Raw genomic sequence first — 25,683 nt, forward strand, 5'->3', positions numbered from 1 at the left:
TTCCGCACCGTGCGGGACGAGCTCACCGGCAAGCCCCGTCGGGAACGCACCGACCTGCACGGCACGGGGCTGCGCTACAAGGTCCGCTACGTCGACCCCGAGGGCCGGGAGCGGTCCAAGTCGTTCCCCGACCGACGCAAGAAGGCGGCGGAGGACTTCCTCGGGGAGATGGAGTCGGGCGTCCGCGCGGGGACCTACCTCGACCCCGACGCCGGCAAGGTGCCGTTCCGCGAGTACGCAGAGAGCTGGGTCAAGGGGCAGTCCAGCGACGCGTCCTCACGGCAGTCGATCGAAAGCCGGCTGCGCAGCCAGCTCTACCCCTTCTTCGACCGGCGTCCAGTCGACGCCATCGGACCGGCTCGCGTGCGCGACTGGCTCGCTTGGCTGGAGGAGCGCCGGCTCGACGGAACGTATCGAGCGGTCCTCTTCGACACCCTCTCCTCGATCATGAACGCCGCCGTCGAGGACAAGCTCGTTCGTGACAATCCCTGTCAGGCACGGAGCATCAAGAAGCCCCGACGGTCCAGCCGGCGCGTCGTGCCATGGCCCGTTGAACGAGTCCACGCTGTGCAGAAGGGGCTGGCCGAGCGGTGGCGTCTGGCGGCCGATGTCGGGGCCGGGCTCGGACTGCGCCAGGGCGAGGTGCTCGGCCTCTCGGCTGATGACGTCGACACCGCTGAGGGCGTCGTCCACGTCGTTCGGCAACTGCGGATCATTCGCGGCCAGCTGGTCTTCGCCCCTCCTAAGGGCGGCAAGTCCCGCACGGTCCCGCTGCCCGATGAGGTCTGCGCCGCCATCGCGACGCATCGCCGGTCGTTCCCCTCGCCACGGGTACGGCTGCCGTGGCTGGAACCCGGAGAACGAACCGTCGAGGTCGAGCTGCTGCTCTCGAACGAGCGCGGCGAGCCGCACTCGGGCGATCACTTCAACAAGGTGATGTGGCGCGGGGCGTTCCGGGTGGCCGGGCTCGCTTACGCAACGCGGACCGACGGCATGCACGCCCTCCGGCACTTCTACGCCTCGACGCTCCTGGCCGGCGGCGTGTCCATCAAGGAGGTCGCCGAGTACCTCGGCCACGCCGACCCCGGCTTCACGCTCCGGACCTACACCCACCTCGTGCCGTCGAGCCACGCTCGCGCCCGGCAGGCCGTGGACGCGGTGCTCGGGGCCGGCGCTGATACCTCCCACGGCCTGAGGACGGCCTGATCATGAAAGCGCCGACGACGGCCGGACGCCGAGGGCCACGCCAGGCCCCGACGCCCGCCGGCGCTGGCCACGAGGACGGGCCTCGTGACCGGCGCCGATGCCGCGGGGGAGCCTCAGGCGATGTGGCGTCCGCTGATGGCGCGGGCGATGACGAGCTGCTGGATCTGTTCGGTGCCCTCGAAGATGTCGTAGATCTTCGAGTCGCGGTGCATCCGCTCCACCGGGTGCTCACGCGAGTAGCCCGCACCGCCGAGGATCTGGATCGCCCGCTCGGTGGCCCACACGGCGACGCGGCCGGCCTTGAGCTTGGACATCGAGCCCTCGCCGGCCTCGAACGCGACGCCGTTGCGACCCATCCACGCCGCGCGCCAGACGAGCATGCGGGCGGCGTCGATCTCGGTCTTCATGTCGGCGAGGGTGAACGCGATCGACTGGTTGTCGATGATCGGGCGCCCGAAGGTCTCGCGGCCCTTGGCGTACTCGAGGGCGTACTCGTAGGCCGCGCGGGCGATGCCGATCGCCTGCGAGCCGACCGTCGGGCGGGAGAGCTCGAAGGTCTGCATGGCGGCGGAGCCCTTGGACTTCACGCCCTCACGGGCCCGGGCCAGGCGCTCGTCGAGCTTCTCCTTGCCGCCGAGCAGGCAGGAGCCGGGGACCTTCACGTCGTCGAGGAAGACGTCCGCGGTGTGCGACGCGCGCAGGCCCATCTTCTTGATCTTCTTCGCCGTCTCGAGCCCCGGCGTGTTCGGCGGGACCACGAACGCGGCCTGCCCCCGCGAGCCGAGCGAGGAGTCGACGACCGCCTGCACGACGTGGATGTTCGCGATACCGCCGTTGGTCGCCCACGCCTTCTGGCCGGTGAGCGTCCACTCGTCCTTCGCCTCGTCGTAGGTCGCCCGGGTGCGCATCGCCGAGACGTCGGACCCCGACTCGGGCTCCGAGGAGCAGAAGGCGGCGACCTTGACGTCGCCGGCGTCGCCGTAGCACTGCGGGATGAACTCGACCATCTGCTCGGGCGTGCCCGAGGAGAAGATGCCGGCCACGGCGAGGGTCGTCCCGAAGATCGCCATCCCGATGCCGCCGTCGCCCCAGAAGAGCTCTTCGTTGACCAGCGGCAGGCTCAGCCCGGTCTCGTCGCCCCAGAAGCTGGCGAGGGTCTCGAAGTTGTACAGCTCGATCTTCGCGGCCTCCTGGAGGACGGGCCAGGGGGTCTCCTCGCGCTCGTCCCACTCGGCGGCGGCCGGGCGGATCACCTCGGCGGCGAACCCGTGGGCCCAGTCGCGGAGGTCGGTGTGCTCCTCGGAGAGCTCCATGGAGAAGGTCATCGCGGGGTGCTCCTGTCACGCCGAGGGGATCGTGAACATCTTCTGCAGCGCCGTCGCGAACCCGACGTCGCCGGAGACCTTCAGCTTGCGGGTCATGAACAGCGTGACCGGCGAGGCGTTGTTCGTGACGACCTTGAGGAACTGCACGCCGTCCATCGACAGCTCGGTGCGGGGCTCCTCGGACAGCTCCTCGGACACCTCGCACGTACCGTGCTGCATGGCGGTCTGGAAGTCGTCGCTGCCGGCCGTGCCCGTGACGTGCCAGTGCACGACCTGGCGCTTCGCGCTCGACCCCTTCGAGGAGTAGAACTCCGCCATTCGCCCGAAGATGGCGTCGAGCACGGGCCGGCGGACGTCGGACGCCATGACGGCCTCGAGCTGGCCCTTGCCGGTGCTCTTGACCAGTCGCGCGAACAGGGAGGGATCGATGTCCTTGCCCCCGCCCGAGGCCAGGCCGTCGCGCAGGGCGTCGACGAGCTGCTCGTCGGACAACGACTTCGGGTCGACGCTGCGACCCAGCTCGTTGACGTCGATCTTCTCGGGCACGGTCTCACTCCGGCGTCGTCGGCAAGGTGGCGGATGTGTCCGGTACTGGCGGTCCCGGCAACAGCGGCTACTTTACGCGCTAGTAGATACGGGGCAAGAGTGACCTCGGAGACTCACCCGCGCCGGCGTCTCGCGCCGGAGGTGCGCCGCCAGCAGGTCCTCGACGCCGCGGTCGCCGTGTTCTCCGAGGAGGGCTTCCACGGCGCGTCCATGGACGCCGTGGCGGCGCGGGCCGGGGTCAGCAAGCCGCTCGTCTACGCGCACGGCGGCAGCAAGGAGGAGCTCTTCGCCGCGTGCCTGCACCGCGAAGCGGAGCGCCTGCTGCGCTCGGTCGAGAGCGCGGCGGGCGCCGCCGACGACGAGCCCCTCGAGCGCCTGCGCCGCGCCCTGCGCGCGTTCTTCCACGCCCTGACCACCCGCCAGGCCGGCTGGACCGTGCTCTGGCGCCAGGCCTCCACGGGACCCTTCGCCGGCGAGGTCGACGCCCTGCGCCGCCAGATCGTCGACCAGGCGGCCGACCTCATGGCCGGCGGGCTCGGCGTGCCCCGCGCGGTCGCGCAGCCCTACGCCCACACGCTCGTCGGCGCGGCCGAGGGCCTCGCCGACTGGTGGCTGACCGGTGACCCGGACGTCGGCGACGGGGATCCCGCCGACGTCCTCGCCGACATGCTCGTCACCGTCGTCGGCCCGGGGCTCGCCGGGCTCACGGAACTCGCCGGCGGGACGATCGCGTCGTCTGCCGATCTCTCGGGCGAACGCTAGACAGCCCGATACGCCGCGATGCCCCGCGCCGGTGGGGTGGGTCGGTGGGAGCGAGGGCGTCCCTCGCTGCCTGCCACGCAGCCAGGGCGTCCCTCGCTCCTCCGGTGCCCGCCCGGCCCCGCGGCGCGAAGGCGTCCCTCGCTGCCCCCCACGCACCCAGGGCGTCCCTCGCTCCTCCGGTGCCCGCCCGGCCCCGCGGCGCGAAGGCGTCCCTCGCTGCCCCCCACGCACCCAAGGCGTCCCTCGCTCCTCCGGGGCGGGCCTCCGCGCCGAGCACGACACGCCGATCGCGGTTTCTCGTGAGGTATCGGGCGGACGCTAGAGAGGGCCATACGCTCCGATGCATGGATCCGGTGCGCAACCCGTACGCGCCCGGCGCGGGGCAGCGCCCGCCCGAGATGGCCGGCCGGGACCGCGAGGTCGACGCGTTCGACGTCGTGCTCGAGCGCGTGGCCCGCGGCCGCCCCGAGCGCAGCCTCGTGCTCACCGGTCTGCGCGGGGTGGGCAAGACGGTCCTGCTCGGCGAGCTGCGCTCGATGGCCGTCCGCGCGGGGTGGGGCGCCGGGAAGATCGAGGCCCGCCCGGACGCCGACCTGCGGCGCCCGCTCTCGGCGGCGCTGCACCGGGCGATCCGCGACCTCGCCGTGCACCACCGCGCCCCGGACCGCGTCGAGGACACCCTCGGCGTGCTCAAGGCCTTCGCCCTCAAGGCCACGCCGTCCGACGCGAAGATCAAGGATCGCTGGCAGCCCGGCATCGACGTGCCGGTGAAGAACGGCCGGGCCGACTCCGGGGACATCGAGATCGACCTGGTCGAGCTGTTCGGGGTGTGCGCGGAGCTGGCCGCCGACGTCGGGGTGGGCATCGCCCTGCTCATCGACGAGATGCAGGACCTCGGCATCGACGACGTGTCCGCCCTGTGCGCGGCCTGCCACGAGCTCTCGCAGTCCGGCGCCCCACTGGTCGTCGTGGGCGCGGGCCTGCCGCACCTGCCGGCGGTGCTCAGCGCCTCGAAGTCGTACTCCGAGCGGCTCTTCCGCTACGTCATGATCGGGCAGCTGGACCGCACCGACGCCGACCTCGCCCTCACGGTGCCCGCCAAGCGCGAGGACACCGAGCTCACCGAGGCCGCCCTCGACGCGCTCTACGAGGTCTCGGGGGGCTACCCGTACTTCGTGCAGGCCTACGGCAAGGCCGCCTGGGACGCCGCGGTGCGGAGCCCCATCGACGCCGACGACGTCCGCATGGCCGCGCCGGAGGCGGGCGCCGAGCTCGCCGTGGGCTTCTTCGGCTCGCGCTACGAGCGCGCGACCCCGGCCGAGCGGGAGTACCTGCAGGGGATGGCGGAGATCGCCGAGGGCCGCGACGAGCCGGTGCCGACCTCGAGTCTGGCCCAGCACCTCGGGCGGAAGCCCTCGTCGCTGTCGCCGGCGCGCGACAGCCTGCTGCGCAAGGGCCTGGTGTTCTCCGCCGAGCGCGGCTGGATCGCCTTCACCGTGCCGCACTTCGGCCGTTTCCTCCTAGGCCGCGACTAGCGCTGGTCCGAACGAGTGAACTCCGAGGAGGCCGGTAACGCGGGCTCCCCGGAGGCCGAAACACCCGGCGAGCCCCGTGGCGCTGCCGGACCCCCGACCTGGCAGGGCCACGGGGCGTTCCACGTTCCGGGGCCGTTCTGCTGCTCGGGTCCCGGTGCGGCCGCGTGAGCCCCCCGTGAGTGCCCGGCCGCCCTGCGCACCGCCCCAAACCGCCCGCCCCGTACGATCCCGGCGTGTCGGATCCCAGGCTGGAGATCCAGATGCTCCACGACCGTGTGATGGTCGCCCCCACCCAGGGCGAGGGCGAGCGGCGCAGCAGTGGGGGCATCGTGATCCCCGCGACCGCCCAGCCCGCCAAGCGGCTCGTGTGGGGCGAGGTCTTCGGCACAGGCCACCACGTCCGCAGCGTCGCGGTCGGCGACCGGGTGCTCTACGGCCAGGACGACCACTTCGAGGTCGACGTGTCCGGGCGCACCTTCGTCGTGCTGCGCGAGCGCGACCTGCACGCGGTCGCGAGCGCGACGACCGAGTCGACGAGAAGCTCGAGCGGGACGGGGTTGTACCTGTGAGCTCACCCGGGGGACGCACGCCCGAGGACACGACCGTGGACGCCGGCCCGGCCGGAGACGACCCGGCCGGGTACGAGGCGCTCGACGAGCCCACCCGGGCCATGGCCGGGGAGCCCGCGACGGAGGTCGGGCCCGGGGTCACGCCGGACCCCGACGCCGAGGTCACCGACCCGGACCGCACCGCGCAGCTCCCCCCGATCGCCGAGCGGGATCCCCGGGCGTTCGGCGCCTCCGGCTTCGGCCCGTCGTCCTGGGGGCCCGACGGCTCCGAGCACCCGCACCAGCCCGAGCACGGAGCCCACGAGGCCGAGTCGTCGGGCGGTCGGCGGCGCCCGCTGCTGATCGGCGCCGCCGTCGTCGGCCTGCTCGCCGTCCTCTACGTCGGCGACCTCCTGTTCTCCTCCACCGACGTCCCGCGCGGCGTGACCGTGGCCGGGGTCGAGATCGGGGGGATGGGGCAGCCCGAGGCCGAGGCGGCGCTGCGCGACCAGTTGGCCGGTCGCACCGCCGGGCCGGTGACGCTGCAGGCCGGCGAGAGCACGGCGACCCTCGACCCGGCCGCCGCCGGGCTCGAGCTGGACGTGGAGGGCACGATCGCCCGGGCGGGCGAGCAGCCCTTCAATCCCTGGACGCGCCTCACCTCGCTCGTCACCACCCGCGATGTCGCGCCGGTGACGCGGGTGAACGCCTTCGCCCTCGGGCAGGCGCTCAACGCCGTCCGCCCGCAGCTCGACCGCCCCACCACCGAGGGCAACATCCGCTTCGACGGCGTCGAGCCGGTCGCCGTGCCGGCGGTGCCGGGCCAGGTGGTGGACGGCGGCGCCGCCGGGCAGACGATCGTCGACCACTGGCTCGACCCCGCGCCGGTCGGCCTGCCGATCACGGCGACGCCGGTGAGCGTCACTCCCGAGGGGATCCAGGACGCCATCGACCGGGTCGCCCGCCCCGCCGTGGCCGGCCCGGTCACCGTCGTCGGCGACGCGAAGAACGCGACGGTCACCACGCGCGCCATCACGACGTTCCTGCGCTTCGTCCCCGACGGGCGCGGCGGCCTGAACGCCGCGATCGACGAGCCCGCGGCGATCGCGGCGGTGCAGCCCCAGCTCGCCACCACCGAGACCGAGCCCCGGGACGCCACGCTGGAGTTCGCGGGCACCCAGGCGAACGTCGTCCCCGCCGTCGTCGGCCGTGCCGTCGACTGGCCGCGGACGTTCTCCGGCATGGTCGAGGCGCTGGGCCGGCCGGCCGACCAGCCCGCGCCGCCGGTGTTCACCCCGCCGCCGACGGCGCCCGGTGTCGAGCCCGCCCAGCCGCCGGCCCAGAGCGGGCGCGCGGTCAACGCGGTCTACACCACCACGCCGCCGCGGGTGACCACCGAGTCGCTGCAGGCCCTCGGGCCGGCCGAGCTCATCGGGGAGTTCACCACCCGCGGGTTCAAGCCCGACTCGGGCCAGAACATCCGCCGTGTCGCCGAGATCGTCGACGGCGCGGTGATCGCGCCGAACTCGACGTTCAGCCTCAACGGGTTCACGGGGCCGCGGAACGCCTCGAACGGCTTCGTCGACGCCGGGATCATCGACGACGGCGCGCCCGGGCGCGGGATGGCCGGCGGGACCTCGCAGTTCGCGACGACGCTCTACAACGCGAGCTACTTCGCCGGGCTCCGCAACGTGGAGCACAAGGAGCACAGCTACTGGATCAGTCGCTACCCCGCGGGACGCGAGGCGACGGTCTTCGAGGGCTCGATCGACCTGCGGCAGGCCAACGACGGGCCGACGCCGATCTACATCCGCACCCAGTGGACGCCGAACTCGATCACGGTGCAGCTCTACGGCATCAAGCGCTTCGAGGTGACCTCGGAGCCGGGGCCGCGCACGAACGTCACCCCGCCGCAGGTGCGCGACCAGGGCGGCAACCCGACCTGCACGCCCGGACCGGGGTCGGAGGGCTTCACCATCACCGACACCCGCGTCCTGCGGAACGTGCAGACCGGCGAGGTCCGCCGGGAGCCCCGCACGGTGCGCTACGAGCCGCAGCCGACGATCACCTGCAACGGGCCGTGAGCGCCTCGTCGGACGCCGCCGACCGCTCGGGGGGCGACGCCGGCGAGGCGGTCGCCCGCGCCGCGGACCGGGCCCGCAGCGAGCTCACCGGCCTCGGGCGCTCCGGCGAGGGCGAGGCCCCGGCGCGCGGGGTCGAGCTCCTCGGCCGCGTGGGCCTCGTGGGGTACGGCCTGGTGCACCTGCTGATCGGCGTGCTCGCCGTGCAGGTCGCCGTCCGCGGCGGCGGGCAGGCCGACCAGCAGGGGGCGCTGGCGACGATCGCGTCCGAGCCGTTCGGGTTCGTCGTGCTCGTGGTGGTCGTCGTCGGGCTCGTCGCGTTCGCGATCTGGCAGGGCGTCGCGGCGGCCGCCGGCTTCCGCTGGGCCACGGGGTGGGACCGCACGCAGCGCCGGATCGGGGCGGGCGCCAAGGCGGTCGGCGTGCTCGCGGTCGCCGTCATCGGGGTCCGGCTGCTGGTCACCGGCTCGTCCGGCTCGAGCAGCGGCGGGTCGCAGCAGGCGACCGCCGGGCTCCTCGCCCTGCCCGCGGGCCAGGTCCTGGTCGGGCTGGTCGGGCTGGTGGTGCTCGTCGTGGCCGGGGCCACCGCCTGGGCCGGGATCACCGCCGACTTCGCCGAGGATCTCGACTGGTCCCGGCTCCCGGCCCGGCTGCGGCGCCCGGTGCGCTGGCTCGGTGTCGCCGGGCACGTCCTGCGCGCCGTCGCGTTCGGGGTGATGGGCGTGCTCTTCGGCGTCGCCGCGGTCCGCGCGGACCCCTCGTGGGCGGGCGGCCTCGACGGCGCCCTGAAGACCCTCGCGGGGCAGCCCTACGGCCCGTTGCTGCTGGTCGTGGTGGCGCTGGGCTTCGTCGCGTTCGGCCTGTTCTGCGTGGCCGAGGCCTGGGCCCGGCGGATCTAGGAGCAGCGCTCGCGGAGCCCCATCGCGTCGTAGGGCGCGTGGACCTTGATGTCGTTGTCGAAGTAGACGACGACGTCCCGCCCGTCGGGGGCAGGGGGCGGCGGGTCGTCCGGTGCGGCGGTGTCCTCCGACACGGGCGCCTCCCCGGCCGCCCACGCGCGGAGCCGCCCGGCCCAGGCGTCGAGCGAGGCCGGCGTGTAGCCGCTGGCGTAGAGCGCGGTGTCGCCGTGCAGCCGGACGTAGACGAGGTCGGCGGTGACGTCGTCGAGCCGGGGGAAGGTGCCGGCGGTGTCCGCGACGACGAGGGCCACCCCGTGGTGGCGCAGCTGGGCGACGAACGCCGGGTCGCGGTAGCTCGCGTGCCGCACCTCCATGGCGTGGCGCAGCGGCCGGTCGGCGTCGGTCTCGGTGCAGGGATCCTTGACCTTGTCGCTGTGCCCGGCGGCCATCGCCGCGGCCTCGGCGGTGGTGTGCGGCAGCAGGCGCAGGAACCCCTCGATCCGCTCGGCGTCGTAGGGGAGGTTCGGGGGGAGCTGCCAGAGCACGGGACCGAGCTTGGCCCCGAGCGCGAGCGGGCCGGAGGCGAAGAAGTTGGCCAGCCCCTCCTCGACGCCCCGCAGCTTCTTCAGGTGGGTGACGAAGCGCCCGCCCTTGACGGCGAAGACGAAGTCGTCCGGGGTGCGCTCGGACCACGTGCGGTAGCTCGAGGCCCGCTGCAGCGAGTAGAAGGAGCCGTTGATCTCGACGGTGTCGAGGCGTTCGGCGAGGTAGGTCAGCTCACGGCGCTGCACGAGACCCTCGGGGTAGAACACCCCGCGCCACGGCGGGTAGATCCACCCCGAGGTCCCGATGCGCACCGTCACGGCATCAGAATGCCGCGACGTCCAGCTCCATGATGGAGTTCTCGGCAGCCTCGACGATGGCCTTCCGGCTGGTGAGCTCCGGCAGGACCGAGCGGGCGAAGAAGCGCGCCACGGCGATCTTGCCCTCGTAGAACTGCTGGTCACGCCCGGCGGTGCCCGCGTCGAGGGCGGCGCCGGCGACCTCCGCCTGCGTGAGCAGGAGCCACCCGATGAGCATGTCGCCGACGCTCATGAGGAAGCGCACGGCGTGCTGGCCGACCTTGTAGAGGTTGGTGACCTCCTGCTGCGACGAGGTCAGGTACCCGACCATCGCCCCGAGCATCGCCTGCACGTCGGCGAGTGCGGTGGCGAGCAGCGCGCGCTCCTCCTTGAGCCGCCCGTTGCCGCCCTCGGCGTCGAGGAACGCCTGGACCTTGCCGGCGACGTGCATCAGCGCCTGGCCGTTGTCGCGGACGATCTTGCGGAAGAAGAAGTCCTGCGCCTGGATCGCCGTGGTGCCCTCGTAGAGCGAGTCGATCTTGGCGTCGCGGATGTACTGCTCGATGGGGTAGTCCTGCAGGTACCCCGAGCCGCCGAGGGTCTGCAACGACTGGATCAGCTGCTCGGTCGCCCGCTCGGACCCGACGCCCTTGACGATCGGCAGCAGCAGGTCGTTGACCTTCTCCGCCAGCGCGATCTCCTCGGCGGACACGGCCCCCCGGTCGGCCTCGGGTGCCTCGCCGAACCGGATGAGGTCCTGGTAGGTCGAGGTGAAGGCGTACACCGCGCGCAGGCCCTCCGCGTACGCCTTCTGCGTCATCAGGCTGCGGCGCACGTCGGGGTGGTTCGTGATCGGGACGCGCGGAGCCGTCTTGTCGGTCTGCCGCGTGAGGTCGGCGCCCTGGATGCGCTCCTTGGCGTAGTCCAGGGCGTTGAGGTAGCCGGTCGAGAGCGTGCCGATGGCCTTGGTGCCGACCATCATCCGCGCGTACTCGATGACCTGGAACATCTGCGCGATGCCGTCGTGCACGTCGCCGAGCAGCCAGCCGATCGCGGGCGTGCCGTTGCCGCCGAAGGTCACCTCGCAGGTGGCCGAGGCGTTGAGGCCCATCTTGTGCTCGACGTTCGTGACGAAGGCGCCGTTGCGCTCGCCCGGCGCGCCGGTGGTGTCGTCGAAGTGGAACTTCGGGACGAGGAACAGCGACAGGCCCTTGGTGCCCGGCTTCGCGCCCTCGGGACGGGCGAGCACCAGGTGCATGATGTTCTCGTTGAGGTCGTCGGCGTCGCCCGAGGTGATGAAGCGCTTGACGCCCTCGATCGACCAGGTGCCGTCGCCGTTGTCGCGGGCCTTGGTGCGCCCGGCGCCGACGTCGGAGCCCGCGTCGGGCTCGGTGAGCACCATCGTCGCGCCCCAGGCGCGGTCGACCATCAGCTGCGCCCAGCGCTTCTGCTGCTCGGTGCCGTTGCGGTAGACCACCGACGCGAAGTTCGGGCCCGCCATGTACATGAACACCGGGGCGTTGGCACCGAGGATCATCTCGCCGGCCGACCACTGCACCGAGGGCGGGACACCCATGCCGCCGATCGCGTTGTCGGCCGACAGGCGCCACCACTCGCCGTCCCACATCGCGCGGTAGGACTTCTTGATGCCCTCGTCGAGATGGGCGATGTGCGTCTCGGGGTCGAAGCGCACGGGGTTGCGGTCGCCGGAGACGTAGGAGTCGGCCAGCGGCCCCTCCGCCATCGACGCGACCTCGCCCAGCAGGGCGCGCGCGGTCTCCTCGTCGGCGTCCGCGAAGGGGCCGGACCCGAAGCGGTCCTGCACGCGGAAGACCTCGAAGAGGTTGAACTCGATGTCGCGGACGTTCGCCCGGTAGTGGCCCATGCCGCCTCGCTCCTGTTCCCCACGGCGCGCGGCCGATGATTTCTACCGGCCGGTAACCACACACTATTACTGCGGGGTAACCCTGTCGAGATCGGCCTCCCGGCGTTCCCCCGTGCGAGACTCCCGGCTCGTCGGAGGGACAGGGGGAACGGCGTGGCTGGGGACGCTCGGCGCGGGGGTCGGTGGGCCGACGTCCGGACCTGGCTCGCCGGCGTCGACCCCGGTCTGACGCGCCTGCGCCTGGCCGCGATCGCGGTGGCCGCGATGGTGCTCGCGGTCGTGGTCGTCGCGGCGGTGCGGGCACTCCTCGCCCCGTCCGAACCGGTGACCGTGCTGCTGTTCGCCGGCGTCCTCGCGATGATCTCGAACCTGGCGGTCAACGAGGACGACCTGCGCCGCCGGCGGGTGACCACCGCGCTCATGGTGCTGCCCGCCGCCGCGAGCACCGTCCTCGGCGCCGTCCTCTCGCCCTACCGGATCCCGGCCGCCGCGGTGTTCGTGCTCGTCATGGTGGTGGCGGTCTGGGTGCGCCGGTACGGGCCCCGCGGGTTCGCGCTCGGCATGGCCGGCTTCATGCCCTACTTCTTCACGCAGTTCCTCAAGATCGCGCCCGCGCAGCTGCCCTGGCTGCTCGTCGCCGTCGTCGTCGGCATCTCCTCGACGCTGCTGCTGCGCGGGGTCGTCTTCGCCGAACGACCGGCCCGCACCCTGCGCCGCACGGTCACCGCCTTCCGGGCGCGGGCGCACGCCCTGGTCGACGCCACCGACGACGTGCTCGCCGGCATCGCGGCCGGCGCGCTGGACGAGCGCGACCTCGAGGCGCTGCGTCGCACCCGCGCCCGCCTCCAGGAGGTCGCGCTGCTCGTCGAGGACACCCTCGAGCAGACGACGGCCGGGCGCGTCTGGCCGGGGCTCGACGACGACACGCTGGCCCTCCGGGTGGCCGACGCGGAGCTCGCCCTCGAGCGGCTCTCGGTGGTCGCGCGGCGCCTCGCGCTGCCGCAGCGGGACGATCCCGCCGAGCCCGCGGACCCGGTGGTGATCGCCGCGCTCCGCACGGGCCTGCGCCACCTGCTGACGGCGCTGGAGTCCGGCCAGGGGCACGCCGCGATCCTCGAGGCGGCAGCGGACGCCCGCGCCGCGGTCGCCGGTCTCGTCGCCGACACCCGGCCCGGCCACGAGCGCGTGCAGCGCACGGCGTTCGCGGTGCGCCGCGTCGCCGACGCGATCCACCACGCCCAGGTCGACGCCCCGTCGCGCCGTCCCGACGGCGGCGCGCCCGGCTCGCCGGCGCGGACCACCGGCGTCGCCGCACCGCTGCGTCCGCCGGCGACGGCGTCCTCGGCGTCCTCGGCGTCCTCGGCGTCCTCGGCGTCCTCGGCGTCCTCGGCGTCCTCGGCGTCCTCGGCGTCCTCGGCGTCCTCGGCGGGCGCCGCCGGGGGCGGGCCGGTGCCGGACGCGATCGCCGCCCCCGCTCCCGACGAGCGACCGGGGCCGTCCTCGGAGCGCCCCGAGCCCGACGACGTGCGCCCCGCCGACGCGCCGGCGGCGTCGTCCCGGGGGCTCGCGCTGAGCACCCGCCAGGCCGTGCAGGTCGGGGTGGCGGCGACGCTGGCGATCGTCGTCGGCGAGCTCATCGCCCCCTCGCGCTGGTACTGGGCGGTCATCACCGCCTTCGTCGTGTTCGCCGGCACGAACAGCCGGGGCGACCTGCTCTCCCGCGGGTGGGGACGTGTGCTCGGGACGGTCGGCGGGGTGCTGGCGGGCATGGGGCTCGCCGCGCTGGTGGGCGGCAGCACCGTGCTGTCGCTGGTGCTGCTGTTCGCCTGCGTGTTCCTGGCGCTGTACCTGGTGCGCGTCTCGCCGTCGATGCTCGCCTTCTGGATCACCGCGGTGCTCGCGCTCGTCTACGGGCTGATCGGCCAGTTCAGCGTGCAGGTGCTCGTCCTGCGGATCGAGGAGACGGTGATCGGCGCGGCGGCGGCCGTCGTCGCGGCGTTCCTCGTCCTGCCCCGCGGCACGCGTGCGGCGTTCGGCGACGCGGTGAGCGAGGTCGTCGACGCCATGGACCGGGTCCTGCAGGAGGCGACCGACCGGCTCGTGGGCCGGCAGCCCGCGACGTCACCGCGCGAGGGCGTACGGGCCATGGACGACGCCCTGGCCACCCTGCGTCTGCGGGCCCAGACCCTGGCCGCGCCGTTCGCCCGCCGGCGCGCGCGGTCGAGCTATCAGCGTGGCCTGCGGATCCTCGTCGTGTGCGACGTCTACGCCCGCTCGCTGGCCCGCACCGCCGACCAGGTCACCGACCGGACGTGGGCGCCGACGCTCGACCCCGCGGCCGCCCGGGTGCGCGCCAACCTCGACGGGCTGCGCGACGTCCTCGTGCGCGGGCGGCGGGCGTCCGACGGGGGACAGGTGCAGGCGCGGTCGGCCGAGCGCCTCGTGGACGCGGCCGAGGAGCACGCCGCGCGGATCGCCGACGACCCGCACCGGCGCGCCACGATGCTCACCGCGGCCCGGCTGCTGCGGCGCATCGACCAGGCGGTGGTCGGCCTCGCCGTCGACCTGGGCGCGGCCGACGACCCGGACGAGGAGATCGATCAGTCCCCGAGCACCGCCGCCAGCGGCGGGGTGGTGAACACCCGGTCCGGGTCGTAGTCGTCGCGGACCCGGCGGAAGTCCGGGTAGCGGGGGTAGGCCGCGACGGTGTCCTCGACCGTCCAGTCCGACCGGGAGGCCCAGTGCGGGCGGCCGCCGTGGGCCCGCAGGACGCGCCAGGCCCGCTCGAGCACCGGGGCGTGGTCGGTGTGCCGCGGCACCCGCACCGCCACCCAGGCCGTCGCGCGGTCGTGCGCGGGGTGCAGCCAGCCGGACTCGGGCGCCCCGACGCGCAGCCGCACCGGGAGCCCGACCTCGAGGTGGTCGTCGGCGAGGGCGGCGAGCAGCTCGCGGGCCGCGGCGGGCAGGCCGGCACGGGGCAGGGCCCACTCGGTCTGCTCGTAGCGCACCGCCGGCGGGCTGGAGAGCACGCGGTGCATGGGCCCGCTGGCGGACACGGTGCGGGCCAGGCGCGAGACCGCGCGGTTGAACCGGGGGACGAGGCGGGGCAGCGCGCGCTCGACGACGACCGCGCCGCCGAGGGCCGTGCGGCCCGTGGCCCCCGCGACCGTGACCCCGAGGCTGCGTTCGCCGGCCTCCCTCGAGGCTCGACCCCCGCCGCGGTGCGTCTCCTCGTCCTCGCCGTCGTCCTCGTCGTCCCCGGCGTCCGTCAGCGGGTCCGCCCAGCGCGTCAGCGCCGTGCTCGCGGACGGGAAGACGGCGGCCTCGACGACGGGGTGCGCGCTCCAGAAGTCGCCGCGCAGCACCTCCTCGACGGGGCGGGGCTCGCGGGTGACCCGGACGCGGCCGGCGGGCACCACGGCCAGCTCCGCCTCGAGCACCACGCCCAGGGCACCCAGCGAGGTGCGGGCGGCGTCGAGGTCGGCCGCGGCGACGTCGCGCAGGCGCCCGCGCCCGTCGACGAGACGCAGCCCGACCACGGCCGCGGACAGCGACCCCCGCGACGCCCCGCTGCCGTGCATCCCGACGGCCAGCGCGCCGCCGACGGTCGGGGCGGCGAGCTCGAGGGGCGCGTCGAGGGCCAGCCCGCGCGTCGCGAGCTCGTCGTGGAGCTCGCCGAGGGTGGTGCCGGCCCGGACGCGGACGGTGGGCCGGGCGGGAGCCCCGCCGCTCGCGGTGACCCCGCGGAAGGCGGACAGGTCGACGTGCACGCCGTCGGTCACGGCGAGCGCGCTGAACGAGTGCCCGGCGCCCACGGGGCGCACCTTCTGGTCCCGCTCGGCGGCCCGGCGCACCACGGCGGACACGCCGCTGTCGTCCAGCGGCCGCACCGTCGCGGTGGGCCGGCACTGCTGGCCGCCGGACCAGTTCGTCCACACGGGCGCCACCCTAGGGGCTCACGGGATCAGCCGAACCGTCGAGACAGAGAGGGCCGCCAGGGGCCGGGCTCGACCCCGAGGACGCGGGCGGCCCTCTCCCGTGCTCAGGACGCGATCGAGCCGATCGCGACGTCGACACCGTCGACGACGTTCTTCCGGACCTTGTCCCCGGCCTCCCGGAGCTTGTCGCCCGCGTCGTCGGAGTGGCCGGAGAGCTCGCTCGTGCGCTCCGCGAGCTTGCGGGCGGCGCGACGGCCGCGCCAGCCGAGCGACGGCTTCCCCTCGGTGTCGACCGCGGCGAGGATGAGGCCGCCGAGCAGGCCGAGGTTCTTCAGGAACTGCTGCTGCTCGGCCGTCTTCTCCGCCGGGTCCGCCTTCTCCCAGAAGGGGTGACCGGCGACGGTCGTCGGCACGAGCGTCGCGGCGAGCGCGAGCGAGGACAGCCGCGGGAACTTGCCGATCGCGAGCAGCGTCCCGGCCCCGATCTTGACCCCGGCGTCGATGCGGACGAGCTGGCCGGGCTCGGACGGGACCTGGTCCGGCAGCGTGGGCCCGACCTTCTCGAGCAGCGGGGTCGCCTTCTGGACCCGCGGCTCGGGGTTGAGCAGGGTGTCGACCCCGCCCTTGATGAACATGGCGGCCAGCATGGGCCGGGCGAGACGACGGACGAGCACGGGAGCGACCTCCACGGACGACGGCGGCGACGGCAGGAGCGGCGGCGACCGGACTCGGCCCGGTCGGCGGGCCCGCGCGGGTGCCGCAGCATAGCCCCGCCCGATCCGCGCCCCGGTCGTGCCGGCCGGAGTGCCGGGCCGCCCGGTGACGGACGGCCCGGCGGTTCCGTACCCGATGCGCGGGTCAGCGACGCAGCGCGTGCCGTCCGGTGCGGACCTCCTCGCGGCGCCACGTGTGCCGGCCGCCCTCACGGTCCGCGTCCCGACCGTCGCCGAGGGGACGGCGCCGGCGCTCGGCCCGGCGCCGCAGCTCGTCCTCGGGCGACTCCGCGACGTCCCCGGCCGGGCTCGACCCGGCCGGCGCGGGCGGCGGCACCGTCGGCACCTCGTCGAGCCCGCCGCGCCGCGGCGTCGGGTACGGGTCCTGCACGGGCAGCGGGCCCGAACCCGGGTGCGGTTCCGGGACGTGGACGCGGGACGGGCGCTGCGCCGGGCGCGACCGGTCCTCGGTCAGCTCGTGGAAGATCGGCGTCGGGTCGTCACCCAGGGCCGCGATGGCGCGGTCGCCCGCGGCGGGACGGGCACTGCGGGCCGGGCGCTGCCGCCGGACGACGCCGGCTCCCCGGGAACCCGCGGACGCCGTGTACCCCGCGGACCCCGCGGCGCGCCGCAGCGCGTCCGTGCCGGCGCCGGGCCGCTCGAGGACCGAGGGCTCGTCCCACACCCACGTGCCGTACGCGTCCAGCCGCCAGCCACCGGCCCCGCCGGACGCTGCACCGGACCCCAGGTCATCACGCCATACCCACACGATCCTCGACCTCCCCGACTACTGATCCCTCTGCTCGCCCGCGTGCTCACCGCCGAACGGCCGAACCGCTGCGAGCGTCTGGCCCCCACAACGGCAGCGACCTGAGGCGACTTGGGGCCCGGATCGCGGCGACACGGCCTTTCGCCCGCGACACGCCGGAGGATCCCCCGGCCGGGTGTCACCCCCTGGGGGCGCGGCGGGTTTCGCGGGCCCGCCGCCACGCGATCGGGTCGGCCGTCCCCGGGGCGGGTGGCAGGGCGTCCGACGCTGCGGTCCCGGCCTCCGGACGCCACGATCGTCGCGTGCGATGCGTGGTCACGGGAGCGACGGGTTACATCGGCGGGCGTCTCGCCCCGCGCCTGGCCGCGGAGGGCCACGACGTGCGCTGCGTGGTGCGCAGCCCCGACAAGATGCGCGACGTCCCGTGGGCGCGCCAGGTCGAGATCGTGGCGGGCGACGTGCTCGACGAGGAGTCGATGCGCCGGGCCTGCGCGGGCGCCGACGTCCTCTACTACCTCGTGCACTCCCTGTCCGAGTCCGGCTTCGCCGCCGTCGACCGGCGCGCCGCGATGATCAGCGCGCAGGCCGCCCGGGAGGCCGGCGTCTCGCGGATCGTCTACCTCGGCGGCATGCACCCGGACGGGGTCGAGCTCTCCGAGCACCTCGCCTCCCGCGCCGAGGTCGGCGAGATCTTCCTGCGCTCCGGGGTGCCGACGGTCGTGCTGCAGGCGGCGGTGATCCTCGGCTCCGGGTCCGCGAGCTTCGAGATGCTGCGCTACCTGACCGAGCGGCTGCCGGTGATGCTGACGCCGTCCTGGGTGCACCACCGCGTCCAGCCGATCGCGATCCGGGACGTGCTGCACTACCTGGTGCGCGTCGTCGATCTGCCGCCCGAGGTCAACCGCACCTTCGACATCGGCGGTCCCGACGTCCTGACCTACCTGCAGATGATGGAGGGGTTCGCGGAGGTCGCCGAGCTGCCGACGCGCACGATGCTGCCGGTGCCCGTGCTGACGCCCCGGCTGTCGTCGCACTGGGTCAACCTTGTGACGCCCGTGCCCCGGTCCACCGCGGTGCCGCTGATCGACTCCCTGGTGCACGAGGTCGTCGCGTCCGAGCACGACATCGACCACTTCGTCGCGGCCCCCGAGGAGGGCCTCACCGGCTTCCAGCGGGCCGTCGCGCTCGCGCTGTACCGCATCAGCAGCGGCCAGGTCGAGACCCGGTGGTCGGGCGCGAACGCGACGTACGCGCCCTCCGACCCGCTGCCGTCGGACCCGGCGTGGGCCGGCGGGACCGTCTACACCGACGTCCGGGAGCGCCGGTCGACCGCATCCGTGGACAACGTCTGGCACGTCGTGACCGGGATCGGCGGCGAGCGAGGGTGGTACTCGTTCCCGCTGGGGTGGTGGGCCCGCGGGGTGCTGGACCGGCTCTTCGGCGGGGTCGGCCTGCGGCGCGGCCGCCGGGACGCCGACTCACTCAAGATCGGCGACGCCCTGGACTGGTGGCGGGTCGAGGAGTGCCTCGACGAGGGCCACGAGAGCACCGACGGCACGGAGATGGCCCCGGGCGAGCGGCTCCTGCGGCTGCGCGCGGAGATGAAGGCACCGGGCCTCGCCTGGCTCGAGCTGCGCGTCGCGCCGGCCCCGGGCGGCTCGTCCTACCGGCAGCGGGCGATCTTCTTCCCGCACGGGCTCGCCGGGCACGCCTACTGGTGGGTGATCGCCCCGTTCCACGTGCTGGTGTTCGGCGGCATGGAGCGCCGGATCGTGGCGGCCGCCGAGCGGGCCGAGCGCGGGGAGAGCCCGGAACCGCCGACGGGGCTGGTCGCCCGGCTCAAGGACCGCCGCGCCCGCCGCGACGCCGAACGCGCCCGCCCGGCGGTGCAGCACACCGGCACCTGAGTGGCTCGCTGGAGTGTCAGCGAAGTGCCGTCACGGACGCTGAGCGTCCGTGACGGGACTTCGATCACTGCGGCCCGACGGAGCTACGCGGCGGCGTCGAGGGTCGCGACGGTGTCGCGGTCGAGGTCGAGGGCGGCCGCGCCGCAGTTCTCCTCGAGGTGGTCGAGCGAGCTGGTGCCCGGGATCGGCAGCATCACCGAGCTGCGCTGCAGCAGCCACGCCAGGGCGACCTGGGCGGGCGTCGCGCCGAGACGGTCGGCGGCGCGCGCGGCGGCGTGGCCGGGCTCCGCGAGCTTGCCCGCGTCGGCCGGCGCCCACGGGATGAACCCGATGCCGTGCTCGGTGCAGTGGCGCAGCACGTCGTCCGAGGAGCGGTCGACGAGGTTGTAGCGGTTCTGCACCGACGCCACGTCGACGATCTTCCCGGCCGCCTCGATCTCGGCGACGGAGACCTGGCTGAGCCCGACCTCGCGGACCTTGCCCTCGCGCTGGAGGTCGGCCAGCAGGCCGAACTGCTCGTCGGCGGCGACGTGCGGGTCGATGCGGTGGAGCTGGAAGAGGTCGAGGGTCTCCACGCCGAGACGGCGCAGGCTCATCTCGGCCTCCTGACGCAGGTAGTCCGGGCGCCCGCAGGGGATCCACTTGTTCGGCCCGGTGCGCAGCAGGCCCGCCTTCGTCGCGACGGTGACGCCGCGGTACGGGTACAGGGCCTCGCGGACGAGCTCCTCGCTGACGTACGGGCCGTACGAATCGGCCGTGTCGACGAAGTCCACGCCCAGGTCCACCGCGCGCCGCAGCACCGCGAGCGCGTTGTCGGTGTCCTTGGGCGGACCCCAGATCCCCTCGCCGGTGAGGCGCATCGCGCCGTACCCGAGGCGGCGGACCTTCAGCTCCTCGCCCAGGCGGTACTCCCCGGAGGCGGCCACGACGCCGGCCCCGACCTCGTTGTCGTCGGTCATCTGCTCACCCATTCCCGGCCGTGTCAGGTACAGCCGAAGACACCAGCGTGGCATCCCGCGCCCGCGCACGTCGGCGGGCGTGTCCCATCTCCCATCCGGCGGCGGAGGACTGTCCCCGAAAGGCTCACGAACGCGGCATCCAGCGCGCCGTCAGGGCCAGTCCCTCGGTGATCCCGCGGGGGGCGAACCCGAGAGCGCGGGCGCCGTCGTCGCGCACCCGGTAGCCGCCGAGCCGGCCGTAGACCACCGACCGGTCGGCGAACGGCGGCGCGTCGGGCGAGAGCTCGCTGCCCTCGGGCAGCGGGCGCACGCGGTAGCCGCTGCCGGCCAGTGCGCAGTAGGTGTCCAGCACGTCCGGGAACGACGTCACCGCCCCGCAGAGCACGTACCGCCGGCCGGCCTCGCCGTCGGTGAAGGCGAGCAGCTGGCCCTCGGCGACGTCCTCGGCCAACGTCCAGCCGACCCGCGTGTCGACGATGTCGCCGACCTCGCCGCGCGCGGCCGCGGCGAACAGCTGGTTGTAGCTCAGCGGCCCCCGCGGCGACGGGCCGTAGACGTTGACGACGGTCGCGACCACGGCGTCCAGCCCGCCCTCGGCCACGGCGCCGAGCACGACCGCCTCGGCCTCGGCCTTCGTCGTGGAGTAGGTGTCGGTGAGCGCCGTGCCGCCGGTGGCGTCCTCGTCGATCACGCAGCCCGGCCCGTCCGGGTCGGGGACGCAGATCGCCGCGCTCGTCGAGGTGTACACGAGGCGGCCCACCCCGGCGCGGCGCGCGGCCTCCACGACCCGCCGGGTGCCGCCGACGTTGAGCTCGTGGGCCTCGGGGCCGGGCGCCCCCACGGCCGCCGCGAGGTGGAAGACGCCCTCGCAGCCGTCCATCGCGCGCGCCAGGCTCTCCGCGTCGGCGAGGTCCGCGGCGACCCGCTCCACCCCGTCGGGGAGGACGTCGGCGCGCGCCGGGTCGCGGACCACCGCCCGCACGGTGTGCCCCCGCTCGTGCAACAGGGCCACCACGGCCGACCCGACGAACCCCGTGGCACCGGTGACGAGGAGCATCGGCGCATCGTGGCAGAGATCGACGTCTCCAGGAGGCCCCGATGAGCGGTGACGCGACCACCCGCGTCGTCCTGACCACCACCGATTCCTCGGAGGAGGCCGAGCGGCTGGCATCGGTGCTCGTCGACGCCCACCTCGCCGCATGCGTGCAGATCGTCGGGCCCGTGCGCAGCGTGTTCCGGTGGGAGGGCGCCGTGTCGGTCGAGCCGGAGTGGCAGCTCTGGCTCAAGACCGACGCCACCCGCGTCGACGACCTCACCACCCGTCTCGTCGCCGAGCACACCTACGACGTGCCCGAGGTCCTCGTGCTGCCGGTCGTCGGCGGGCACGGGCCGTACCTGGCGTGGGTGACGGAGGAGACGAAGCGGAGCGGAGCTCGACCGTGACGGAGGAGACCGAGCGGGGCACCGCCGCAGACCGTTAGCCTCGCCAACGATGTCGTCGTCGCTGGTGTCCGCCGAGCCGACGGCGCTGCGCCGCGGAGAGCCGGGCTTCCGCCCCGTCGCGATCGGGCTGTTCTTCGCGGGCTTCACCACGTTCGCGCTGCTCTACGCCACCCAGCCGCTGCTCCCCGCTCTGGTCGACGCCTACGGCGTCTCGCCGGGCACGGCCTCGCTCTCGGTCTCGGTGACGACGGCGGCGCTCGCGATCGGCGTCATCCCGGCCAGCGCGCTCTCCGAGCGCTGGGGCCGCCGGCCGGTCATGGTCTGGTCGCTGACCGCGGCCGTCGTGTTCGGCGTTGCCGCGGCCGTCGTCCCGGGCTTCGGGCTGCTGCTCGTGCTGCGGGCGCTCGAAGGCCTCGCGCTCGCCGGGCTCCCCGCCGTCGGCATGGCCTACCTCGCCGACGAGATCCACGGCGACCACCTCGGTGCCGCCATGGGCCTCTACGTCGCCGGCAACTCCGTGGGCGGGTTCGGCGGGCGGCTCGTGACCAGCGCGCTCGCCGACCTCACCGGCTCGTGGCGCTGGGCGCTCGCCGGGATCGCCCTGGTGTCCGCGGCCTGCCTCGTCGCGTTCGCCGCGGTGCTGCCCGCGTCCCGGCGCTTCCGCCCCACGCGCGTCGGGGTCGGGGCGCTGCTCGGCGAGGCGCGGTCACACCTCGCCGACCCCGTGCTGCGCCGGCTCTACGCCGTCGGCCTGCTGGTCATGGGCGTGTTCGTCTGCGCCTACAACTACGTGACGTTCCTGCTGCTCGGCCAGCCGTTCCGGCTGCCCGCGCTCGTCGTCGGCTTCGTGTTCGTGCTCTACGCGGTCGGCACGGCCACCTCGACCCGCGCCGGCCGCCTCGCCGACCGCGTCGGCACCCGGCCGGTGGTGCTCGGTGCCGCGGGGGTCGCCGCCGTGGGTGCCGTGGCGATGCTCGCGCCCTGGGTGGCCGTCGTCGTGGCCGGCCTCGCGCTGCTCACCGTCGGGTTCTTCGCCGCCCACACCGTCGCGAGCTCGTGGGTCGGACGCCGCGCCGAGCACGGGCGTGCCGTGGCCTCCGGGCTCTACCTCGCCGCGTACTACGTCGGCTCGTCGGTCGGCGGGACGCTCGGCGGTGTCGCCTTCGGCCTCGCGGGCTGGCCGGCGACCGTGGGGTTCATGGTCGTGCTGCTCGCGCTCGCCGTGGTGACGGCCTGGCCGCTGCGTCCGGAAGCGCGGCCCGTGCGCGGCTGACGACCCACGGTCATCGGGCGTCTTCTCCCGATGCGCTGTAGGCTGTATTCTGTAATACATGGTGGACATCCCGGCGGCGGAGTGGTTGTTCCAACCCCGCCGCTCCTGCCGCGTCGCCCGGATCCTGCGCGCCGACGATCGGGACGCCGCGGTGCGCGCCGACGCCGTCGCGGAGTTCCTCGGGCTCCGGTGGCCGGTCGAGTACGCGGCGCGACGGATCGGTCGCGTCGTCGTGCGCCACACCGTCGACGGCGAGCGCCTCGTGCACCTCGAGAGCGAGGTCGACGCGCTGCCGGAGCGCGTGCAGGCGCTGCAGCAGCGGTTCAGCGGCACGCCGACCGCAGTCGTCGCCGCCGCCGGCCCGGTGGTGGCGTGGGGGGTGCGCCGCCTGCGCGTGCTCGAGCGGGCCCAGGACACCGCCCGCACCCGGCGCCGGCGCCGCCGTGTCAGCGCCCGGCTGCGGGTCCAGCGTGCCGAGCGCGCCGCCGCGTGGGGACGGCTCCGCCACGAGGAGGTCGTCCTGCGCGCCCGCGCCGCCGGCGCCCGGGACGCCAAGCCCGCGGGGGAGGTCGTCGACGACGCCGTGACCCCGCTGCGCGAACTGCTCACCCACCTCGACCGGTGTCCGTGACCGTCCCGTGGGCCCGCGACGAGTCGTCCTCCCGCGGCACGACGAACCACATCACGATGGCGAAGATCCCGGCGCCGACGAGGGCGGAGACGACGCTCGCGCCCGCGCTCCCGTCCGTGACCAGGAAGTTGATCGCCGTGATCAGGCCCCAGAACGCGATCGCCGTGTCAGCCCAGCGCACGACCCGGGGTTGCTGCCTCCACCGTTCCCTGAACCGGAGCAGGAGGACGCCCTGGAGCACGATCATGACGGCGAGCAGGCCGCCCACCACGATGCGCTGAGTGAGGTCGGCGAGGGGGAGCAGCACCGTCCCGACGACGAGCGCGGTCAGGACCACGTGGGCGGCGAGGACGCCACGGCCCACGGTCGCTGACGGTCCTCCGTTCGCGATACACGGTTCGCCCGACATCGCGGCACGATAGAGGCCGGACGGACCAGCACTCAAGGTCGCGTGCCTCAACCCCGCGCGATGTCGCTGAAGCGGCTGTAGTGCAGCTGGTGGGCCACCGTGATGGTCGCGGTCGGCCCGTTGCGGTGCTTGGCGAGGATCAGGTCCGCCTCGCCGGCGCGGGGGTCGTCGCGCTCGAAGGCGTCGGGGCGGCTGATGAGCATGACCATGTCCGCGTCCTGCTCCAGCGACCCGGACTCACGGAGGTCGGAGAGCATCGGCTTCTTGTCGGTGCGCTGCTCGGGACCACGGTTGAGCTGGCTGATCGCCACCAGCGGCACCTCGAGCTCCTTGGCCAGCAGCTTGAGCTGGCGGGAGAACTCCGAGACCTCCTGCTGGCGGGACTCGACCTTCTTGCCCGAGGTCATCAGCTGCATGTAGTCGAGGATGATCAGCTTGAGGTCGTGGCGCTGCTTGAGGCGCCGCGCCTTCGCCCGGATCTCCATGATCGTCATGTTGGGCGAGTCGTCGATGAACAGCGGCGCCTCGCTGATCTCGCTCATCCGCCGCGCCAGCCGCGTCCAGTCGTCGTCGGTCATCGTGCCGGAGCGCATGTCGGCCAGCCGGATCTTCGCCTCGGCCGAGAGCAGGCGCATGACGATCTCGGTGCGGCTCATCTCCAGCGAGAAGAACGCCGAGGTCAGACCGTGTTTGACACTTGCTGATCTGGCAAAATCCATTCCCAGGGTCGATTTGCCGATGCCAGGCCTCGCGGCCACGATGACCATCTGGCCGGGGTGCAGACCGTTGGTGACGTCGTCGAGGTCGGTGAAGCCCGTGGGCACGCCGAACGAGACGCCACCGCGCGAGGCGATGGCGTCGATCTCGTCCATCGTCGGCTGGAGGACGTCCTCGAGGGCCACGTAGTCCTCGGTGACGCGCCGGTCGGTGACCTCGTAGACCGCCGCCTGGGCGCGGTCGACCACGTCGTCGGTGTCCGCCCCCTCGGCGCCGTGGTAGCCGAGCTGGACGATGCGCGTGCCGGCCTCGACGAGGCGGCGCAGGATGGCCCGGTCGGCCACGATCTCGGCGTAGTAGCCGGCGTTGGCCGCCGTCGGCACGGCGGCGATGAGCGTGTGCAGGTACGGCGCGCCGCCGACGCGCAGGAGCTCGCCGCGGCGCTCGAGCTCGGCGGAGACGGTGACCGGGTCGGCCGGCTCGCCGCGGCCGTAGAGGTCGAGCACGCACTCGTAGACCGTCTGGTGGGCCGGCCGGTAGAAGTCGTCGGGCTTGAGCATCTCGACGACGTCGGCGATCGCGTCCTTGGACAGCAGGATCGCGCCGAGCACCGACTGCTCCGCGGGGAGGTCCTGGGGAGGCTGACGGTCGAACTCCGCGGGCGTCGCACCGGGACGCTCCGGGCCTCGTCCGGACGTCCCCCGATCGTCCAGCACCGCCACGACTGCTCCCTCCGCTCGCCACCCCCGGGCGGGCGCCGTGCGGCGCCGTGCCCGTCGAACACCAGTTCTAGCAGCGCCCACCGACAGCCCGGCGGCACCGGGTCGCGCGCTGTCCCGTGCCGACGCCGTCGATCGCGTCGTGGGCACGGTAGGGCCCGGAGATCGGCGGCTCCAGCGGCCCATGTTGATGCCCTGGGGACAGACCCGGGATCGATCCACCGAGCACACCCCCGTGATGGGCACACACCTGGGGACAACCTGTTGGCAACCGTCCCCCACACGGTGTCGTCGCAGGTCACGGCCCTGTGCAGGGTGTGGACAACAAGTGGATGGGGCGACGCTCGGCGCGTCGCCGTGAGCGTGTCGCGGGCGTGTTCACCCGCGGGCGCTGCGTGGCGAGCCGAGCGGGGTCCTCGGCTCGGCGGGCGGGTCGGACGGGGTGATCTCGAGCGGCGGCCGGTCGGTGATCAGCCGGTGATCGAAGTCCCGATACGGACGCTCAGCGTCCGTGACGGCACTTCGCTGACACACCCCGGTGACCCGCCCCGACCCCGGACACACGTCGGGCCCGGA

Annotated in this window: 22 protein-coding genes; 11 read left to right on the plus strand and 11 right to left on the minus strand. The window is 74.2% G+C overall.

Annotated features, from left to right (window positions below):
- Nucleotides 1-9: 9 nt before the first annotated feature.
- Nucleotides 10-1,206, plus strand: coding sequence for a tyrosine-type recombinase/integrase (locus tag ACR9E3_RS04555; protein WP_460378874.1), 1,197 nt, complete (start codon nucleotides 10-12; stop codon nucleotides 1,204-1,206).
- Between the two features lie 113 nt (nucleotides 1,207-1,319).
- On the opposite strand, the gene ACR9E3_RS04560 is transcribed toward ACR9E3_RS04555, so the two are convergent.
- Nucleotides 1,320-2,531 carry an acyl-CoA dehydrogenase family protein gene (locus ACR9E3_RS04560; protein WP_460378875.1) on the minus strand — a complete coding sequence of 404 codons (1,212 nt, stop codon included), beginning with the start codon at nucleotides 2,529-2,531 and terminating at the stop codon, nucleotides 1,320-1,322.
- Between the two features lie 15 nt (nucleotides 2,532-2,546).
- The gene (locus ACR9E3_RS04565) at nucleotides 2,547-3,077 is read right to left on the minus strand and encodes an SCP2 sterol-binding domain-containing protein (RefSeq protein WP_460378876.1); all 531 of its coding nucleotides are present in this window, start codon (nucleotides 3,075-3,077) and stop codon (nucleotides 2,547-2,549) included.
- 99 nt (nucleotides 3,078-3,176) lie between these two features.
- Here ACR9E3_RS04565 and ACR9E3_RS04570 point away from each other — a divergent pair, with 99 nt between their 5' ends.
- The 5 genes from ACR9E3_RS04570 (at nucleotide 3,177) to ACR9E3_RS04590 (ending at nucleotide 8,902) form a co-directional block, all read left to right on the plus strand.
- Nucleotides 3,177-3,839 carry a TetR/AcrR family transcriptional regulator gene (locus ACR9E3_RS04570; RefSeq protein ID WP_460378877.1) on the plus strand — a complete coding sequence of 221 codons (663 nt, stop codon included), beginning with the start codon at nucleotides 3,177-3,179 and terminating at the stop codon, nucleotides 3,837-3,839.
- A 344-nt stretch (nucleotides 3,840-4,183) separates the two neighbouring features.
- Nucleotides 4,184-5,374: an AAA family ATPase gene (locus tag ACR9E3_RS04575; protein WP_460378878.1), complete on the plus strand. Its 1,191-nt coding sequence runs from the start codon at nucleotides 4,184-4,186 to the stop codon at nucleotides 5,372-5,374.
- Between the two features lie 233 nt (nucleotides 5,375-5,607).
- Complete coding sequence (locus ACR9E3_RS04580) at nucleotides 5,608-5,943, plus strand: GroES family chaperonin (protein ID WP_460378879.1); 336 nt, start codon at nucleotides 5,608-5,610, stop codon at nucleotides 5,941-5,943.
- Between the two features lie 35 nt (nucleotides 5,944-5,978).
- Nucleotides 5,979-8,006, plus strand: coding sequence for a VanW family protein (locus tag ACR9E3_RS04585; protein WP_460378880.1), 2,028 nt, complete (start codon nucleotides 5,979-5,981; stop codon nucleotides 8,004-8,006).
- Nucleotides 8,003-8,902, plus strand: coding sequence for a DUF1206 domain-containing protein (locus ACR9E3_RS04590; protein ID WP_460378881.1), 900 nt, complete (start codon nucleotides 8,003-8,005; stop codon nucleotides 8,900-8,902). The genes ACR9E3_RS04585 and ACR9E3_RS04590 overlap by 4 nt, the downstream gene beginning before the upstream one ends.
- On the opposite strand, the gene ACR9E3_RS04595 is transcribed toward ACR9E3_RS04590, so the two are convergent.
- Both ACR9E3_RS04595 and ACR9E3_RS04600 read right to left on the minus strand, forming a co-directional pair.
- The gene (locus ACR9E3_RS04595) at nucleotides 8,899-9,759 is read right to left on the minus strand and encodes a DUF72 domain-containing protein (RefSeq protein ID WP_460379068.1); all 861 of its coding nucleotides are present in this window, start codon (nucleotides 9,757-9,759) and stop codon (nucleotides 8,899-8,901) included. The two genes, ACR9E3_RS04590 and ACR9E3_RS04595, sit on opposite strands and share 4 nt — an antisense overlap.
- 10 nt (nucleotides 9,760-9,769) lie before the next feature.
- Nucleotides 9,770-11,629 (minus strand): acyl-CoA dehydrogenase, encoded by a 1,860-nt coding sequence (locus ACR9E3_RS04600; protein ID WP_460378882.1) that lies wholly within the window; start codon nucleotides 11,627-11,629, stop codon nucleotides 9,770-9,772.
- Between the two features lie 153 nt (nucleotides 11,630-11,782).
- On the opposite strand from ACR9E3_RS04600, the gene ACR9E3_RS04605 reads away from it, so the two are divergent.
- On the plus strand, nucleotides 11,783-14,287 hold the full coding sequence (locus tag ACR9E3_RS04605) for an FUSC family protein (RefSeq protein ID WP_460378883.1): 2,505 nt from the start codon (nucleotides 11,783-11,785) through the stop codon (nucleotides 14,285-14,287).
- On the opposite strand, the gene ACR9E3_RS04610 is transcribed toward ACR9E3_RS04605, so the two are convergent.
- The 3 genes from ACR9E3_RS04610 to ACR9E3_RS04620 form a co-directional block, all read right to left on the minus strand.
- A complete protein-coding gene (locus ACR9E3_RS04610) occupies nucleotides 14,230-15,567 on the minus strand; it encodes a D-arabinono-1,4-lactone oxidase (RefSeq protein ID WP_460378884.1) in 1,338 nt (445 codons plus the stop codon). The two genes, ACR9E3_RS04605 and ACR9E3_RS04610, sit on opposite strands and share 58 nt — an antisense overlap.
- Before the next feature lie 104 nt (nucleotides 15,568-15,671).
- Nucleotides 15,672-16,241: a DoxX family protein gene (locus tag ACR9E3_RS04615; RefSeq protein ID WP_460378885.1), complete on the minus strand. Its 570-nt coding sequence runs from the start codon at nucleotides 16,239-16,241 to the stop codon at nucleotides 15,672-15,674.
- A gap of 184 nt (nucleotides 16,242-16,425) precedes the next feature.
- Complete coding sequence (locus ACR9E3_RS04620; RefSeq protein ID WP_460378886.1) at nucleotides 16,426-16,965, minus strand: hypothetical protein; 540 nt, start codon at nucleotides 16,963-16,965, stop codon at nucleotides 16,426-16,428.
- A gap of 386 nt (nucleotides 16,966-17,351) precedes the next feature.
- Between ACR9E3_RS04620 and ACR9E3_RS04625 the strand changes: the two genes are divergently transcribed.
- Nucleotides 17,352-18,956: an SDR family oxidoreductase gene (locus ACR9E3_RS04625; RefSeq protein WP_460378887.1), complete on the plus strand. Its 1,605-nt coding sequence runs from the start codon at nucleotides 17,352-17,354 to the stop codon at nucleotides 18,954-18,956.
- 83 nt (nucleotides 18,957-19,039) lie between these two features.
- Here ACR9E3_RS04625 and ACR9E3_RS04630 read toward each other — a convergent pair whose 3' ends face one another.
- On the minus strand, nucleotides 19,040-19,915 hold the full coding sequence (locus ACR9E3_RS04630) for an aldo/keto reductase (protein WP_460378888.1): 876 nt from the start codon (nucleotides 19,913-19,915) through the stop codon (nucleotides 19,040-19,042).
- A gap of 124 nt (nucleotides 19,916-20,039) precedes the next feature.
- Entirely contained in the window at nucleotides 20,040-20,972 is a 933-nt protein-coding gene (locus ACR9E3_RS04635; RefSeq protein WP_460378889.1) for an NAD-dependent epimerase/dehydratase family protein, read from the minus strand.
- Nucleotides 20,973-21,013: 41 nt separating this feature from the next.
- On the opposite strand from ACR9E3_RS04635, the gene cutA reads away from it, so the two are divergent.
- Genes cutA through ACR9E3_RS04650 form a run of 3 tightly spaced genes read left to right on the plus strand, consistent with a single transcriptional unit; the run spans nucleotide 21,014 to nucleotide 23,262 of the window.
- Nucleotides 21,014-21,358 (plus strand): divalent-cation tolerance protein CutA, encoded by a 345-nt coding sequence (gene cutA, locus ACR9E3_RS04640; RefSeq protein WP_460378890.1) that lies wholly within the window; start codon nucleotides 21,014-21,016, stop codon nucleotides 21,356-21,358.
- Nucleotides 21,359-21,407: 49 nt separating this feature from the next.
- A complete protein-coding gene (locus ACR9E3_RS04645; RefSeq protein ID WP_460378891.1) occupies nucleotides 21,408-22,631 on the plus strand; it encodes an MFS transporter in 1,224 nt (407 codons plus the stop codon).
- Between the two features lie 58 nt (nucleotides 22,632-22,689).
- Entirely contained in the window at nucleotides 22,690-23,262 is a 573-nt protein-coding gene (locus ACR9E3_RS04650; RefSeq protein ID WP_460378892.1) for a hypothetical protein, read from the plus strand.
- Here the strand turns inward: ACR9E3_RS04650 and ACR9E3_RS04655 are convergent.
- Together ACR9E3_RS04655 and dnaB are read right to left on the minus strand one after the other, a co-directional pair.
- Complete coding sequence (locus ACR9E3_RS04655; RefSeq protein ID WP_460378893.1) at nucleotides 23,237-23,626, minus strand: hypothetical protein; 390 nt, start codon at nucleotides 23,624-23,626, stop codon at nucleotides 23,237-23,239. The two genes, ACR9E3_RS04650 and ACR9E3_RS04655, sit on opposite strands and share 26 nt — an antisense overlap.
- 92 nt (nucleotides 23,627-23,718) lie before the next feature.
- A complete protein-coding gene (dnaB, locus tag ACR9E3_RS04660; RefSeq protein WP_460378894.1) occupies nucleotides 23,719-25,110 on the minus strand; it encodes a replicative DNA helicase in 1,392 nt (463 codons plus the stop codon).
- Between the last annotated feature and the right edge of the window lie 573 nt (nucleotides 25,111-25,683).

Source organism: Actinomycetospora sp. C-140, from assembly GCF_054796175.1.

Excerpts from the sequence above, each read along its gene's own strand:
- ACR9E3_RS04600 (WP_460378882.1), bottom strand. The coding sequence starts at position 11,629 with ATGGGCCACTACCGGGCGAACGTCCGCGACATCGAGTTCAACCTCTTC.
- ACR9E3_RS04635 (WP_460378889.1), bottom strand. The coding sequence starts at position 20,972 with ATGCTCCTCGTCACCGGTGCCACGGGGTTCGTCGGGTCGGCCGTGGTG.
- ACR9E3_RS04650 (WP_460378892.1), top strand. The coding sequence starts at position 22,690 with ATGGTGGACATCCCGGCGGCGGAGTGGTTGTTCCAACCCCGCCGCTCC.
- ACR9E3_RS04560 (WP_460378875.1), bottom strand. The coding sequence starts at position 2,531 with ATGACCTTCTCCATGGAGCTCTCCGAGGAGCACACCGACCTCCGCGAC.
- ACR9E3_RS04630 (WP_460378888.1), bottom strand. The coding sequence starts at position 19,915 with ATGACCGACGACAACGAGGTCGGGGCCGGCGTCGTGGCCGCCTCCGGG.
- cutA (WP_460378890.1), top strand. The coding sequence starts at position 21,014 with ATGAGCGGTGACGCGACCACCCGCGTCGTCCTGACCACCACCGATTCC.
- ACR9E3_RS04575 (WP_460378878.1), top strand. The coding sequence starts at position 4,184 with ATGGATCCGGTGCGCAACCCGTACGCGCCCGGCGCGGGGCAGCGCCCG.
- ACR9E3_RS04645 (WP_460378891.1), top strand. The coding sequence starts at position 21,408 with ATGTCGTCGTCGCTGGTGTCCGCCGAGCCGACGGCGCTGCGCCGCGGA.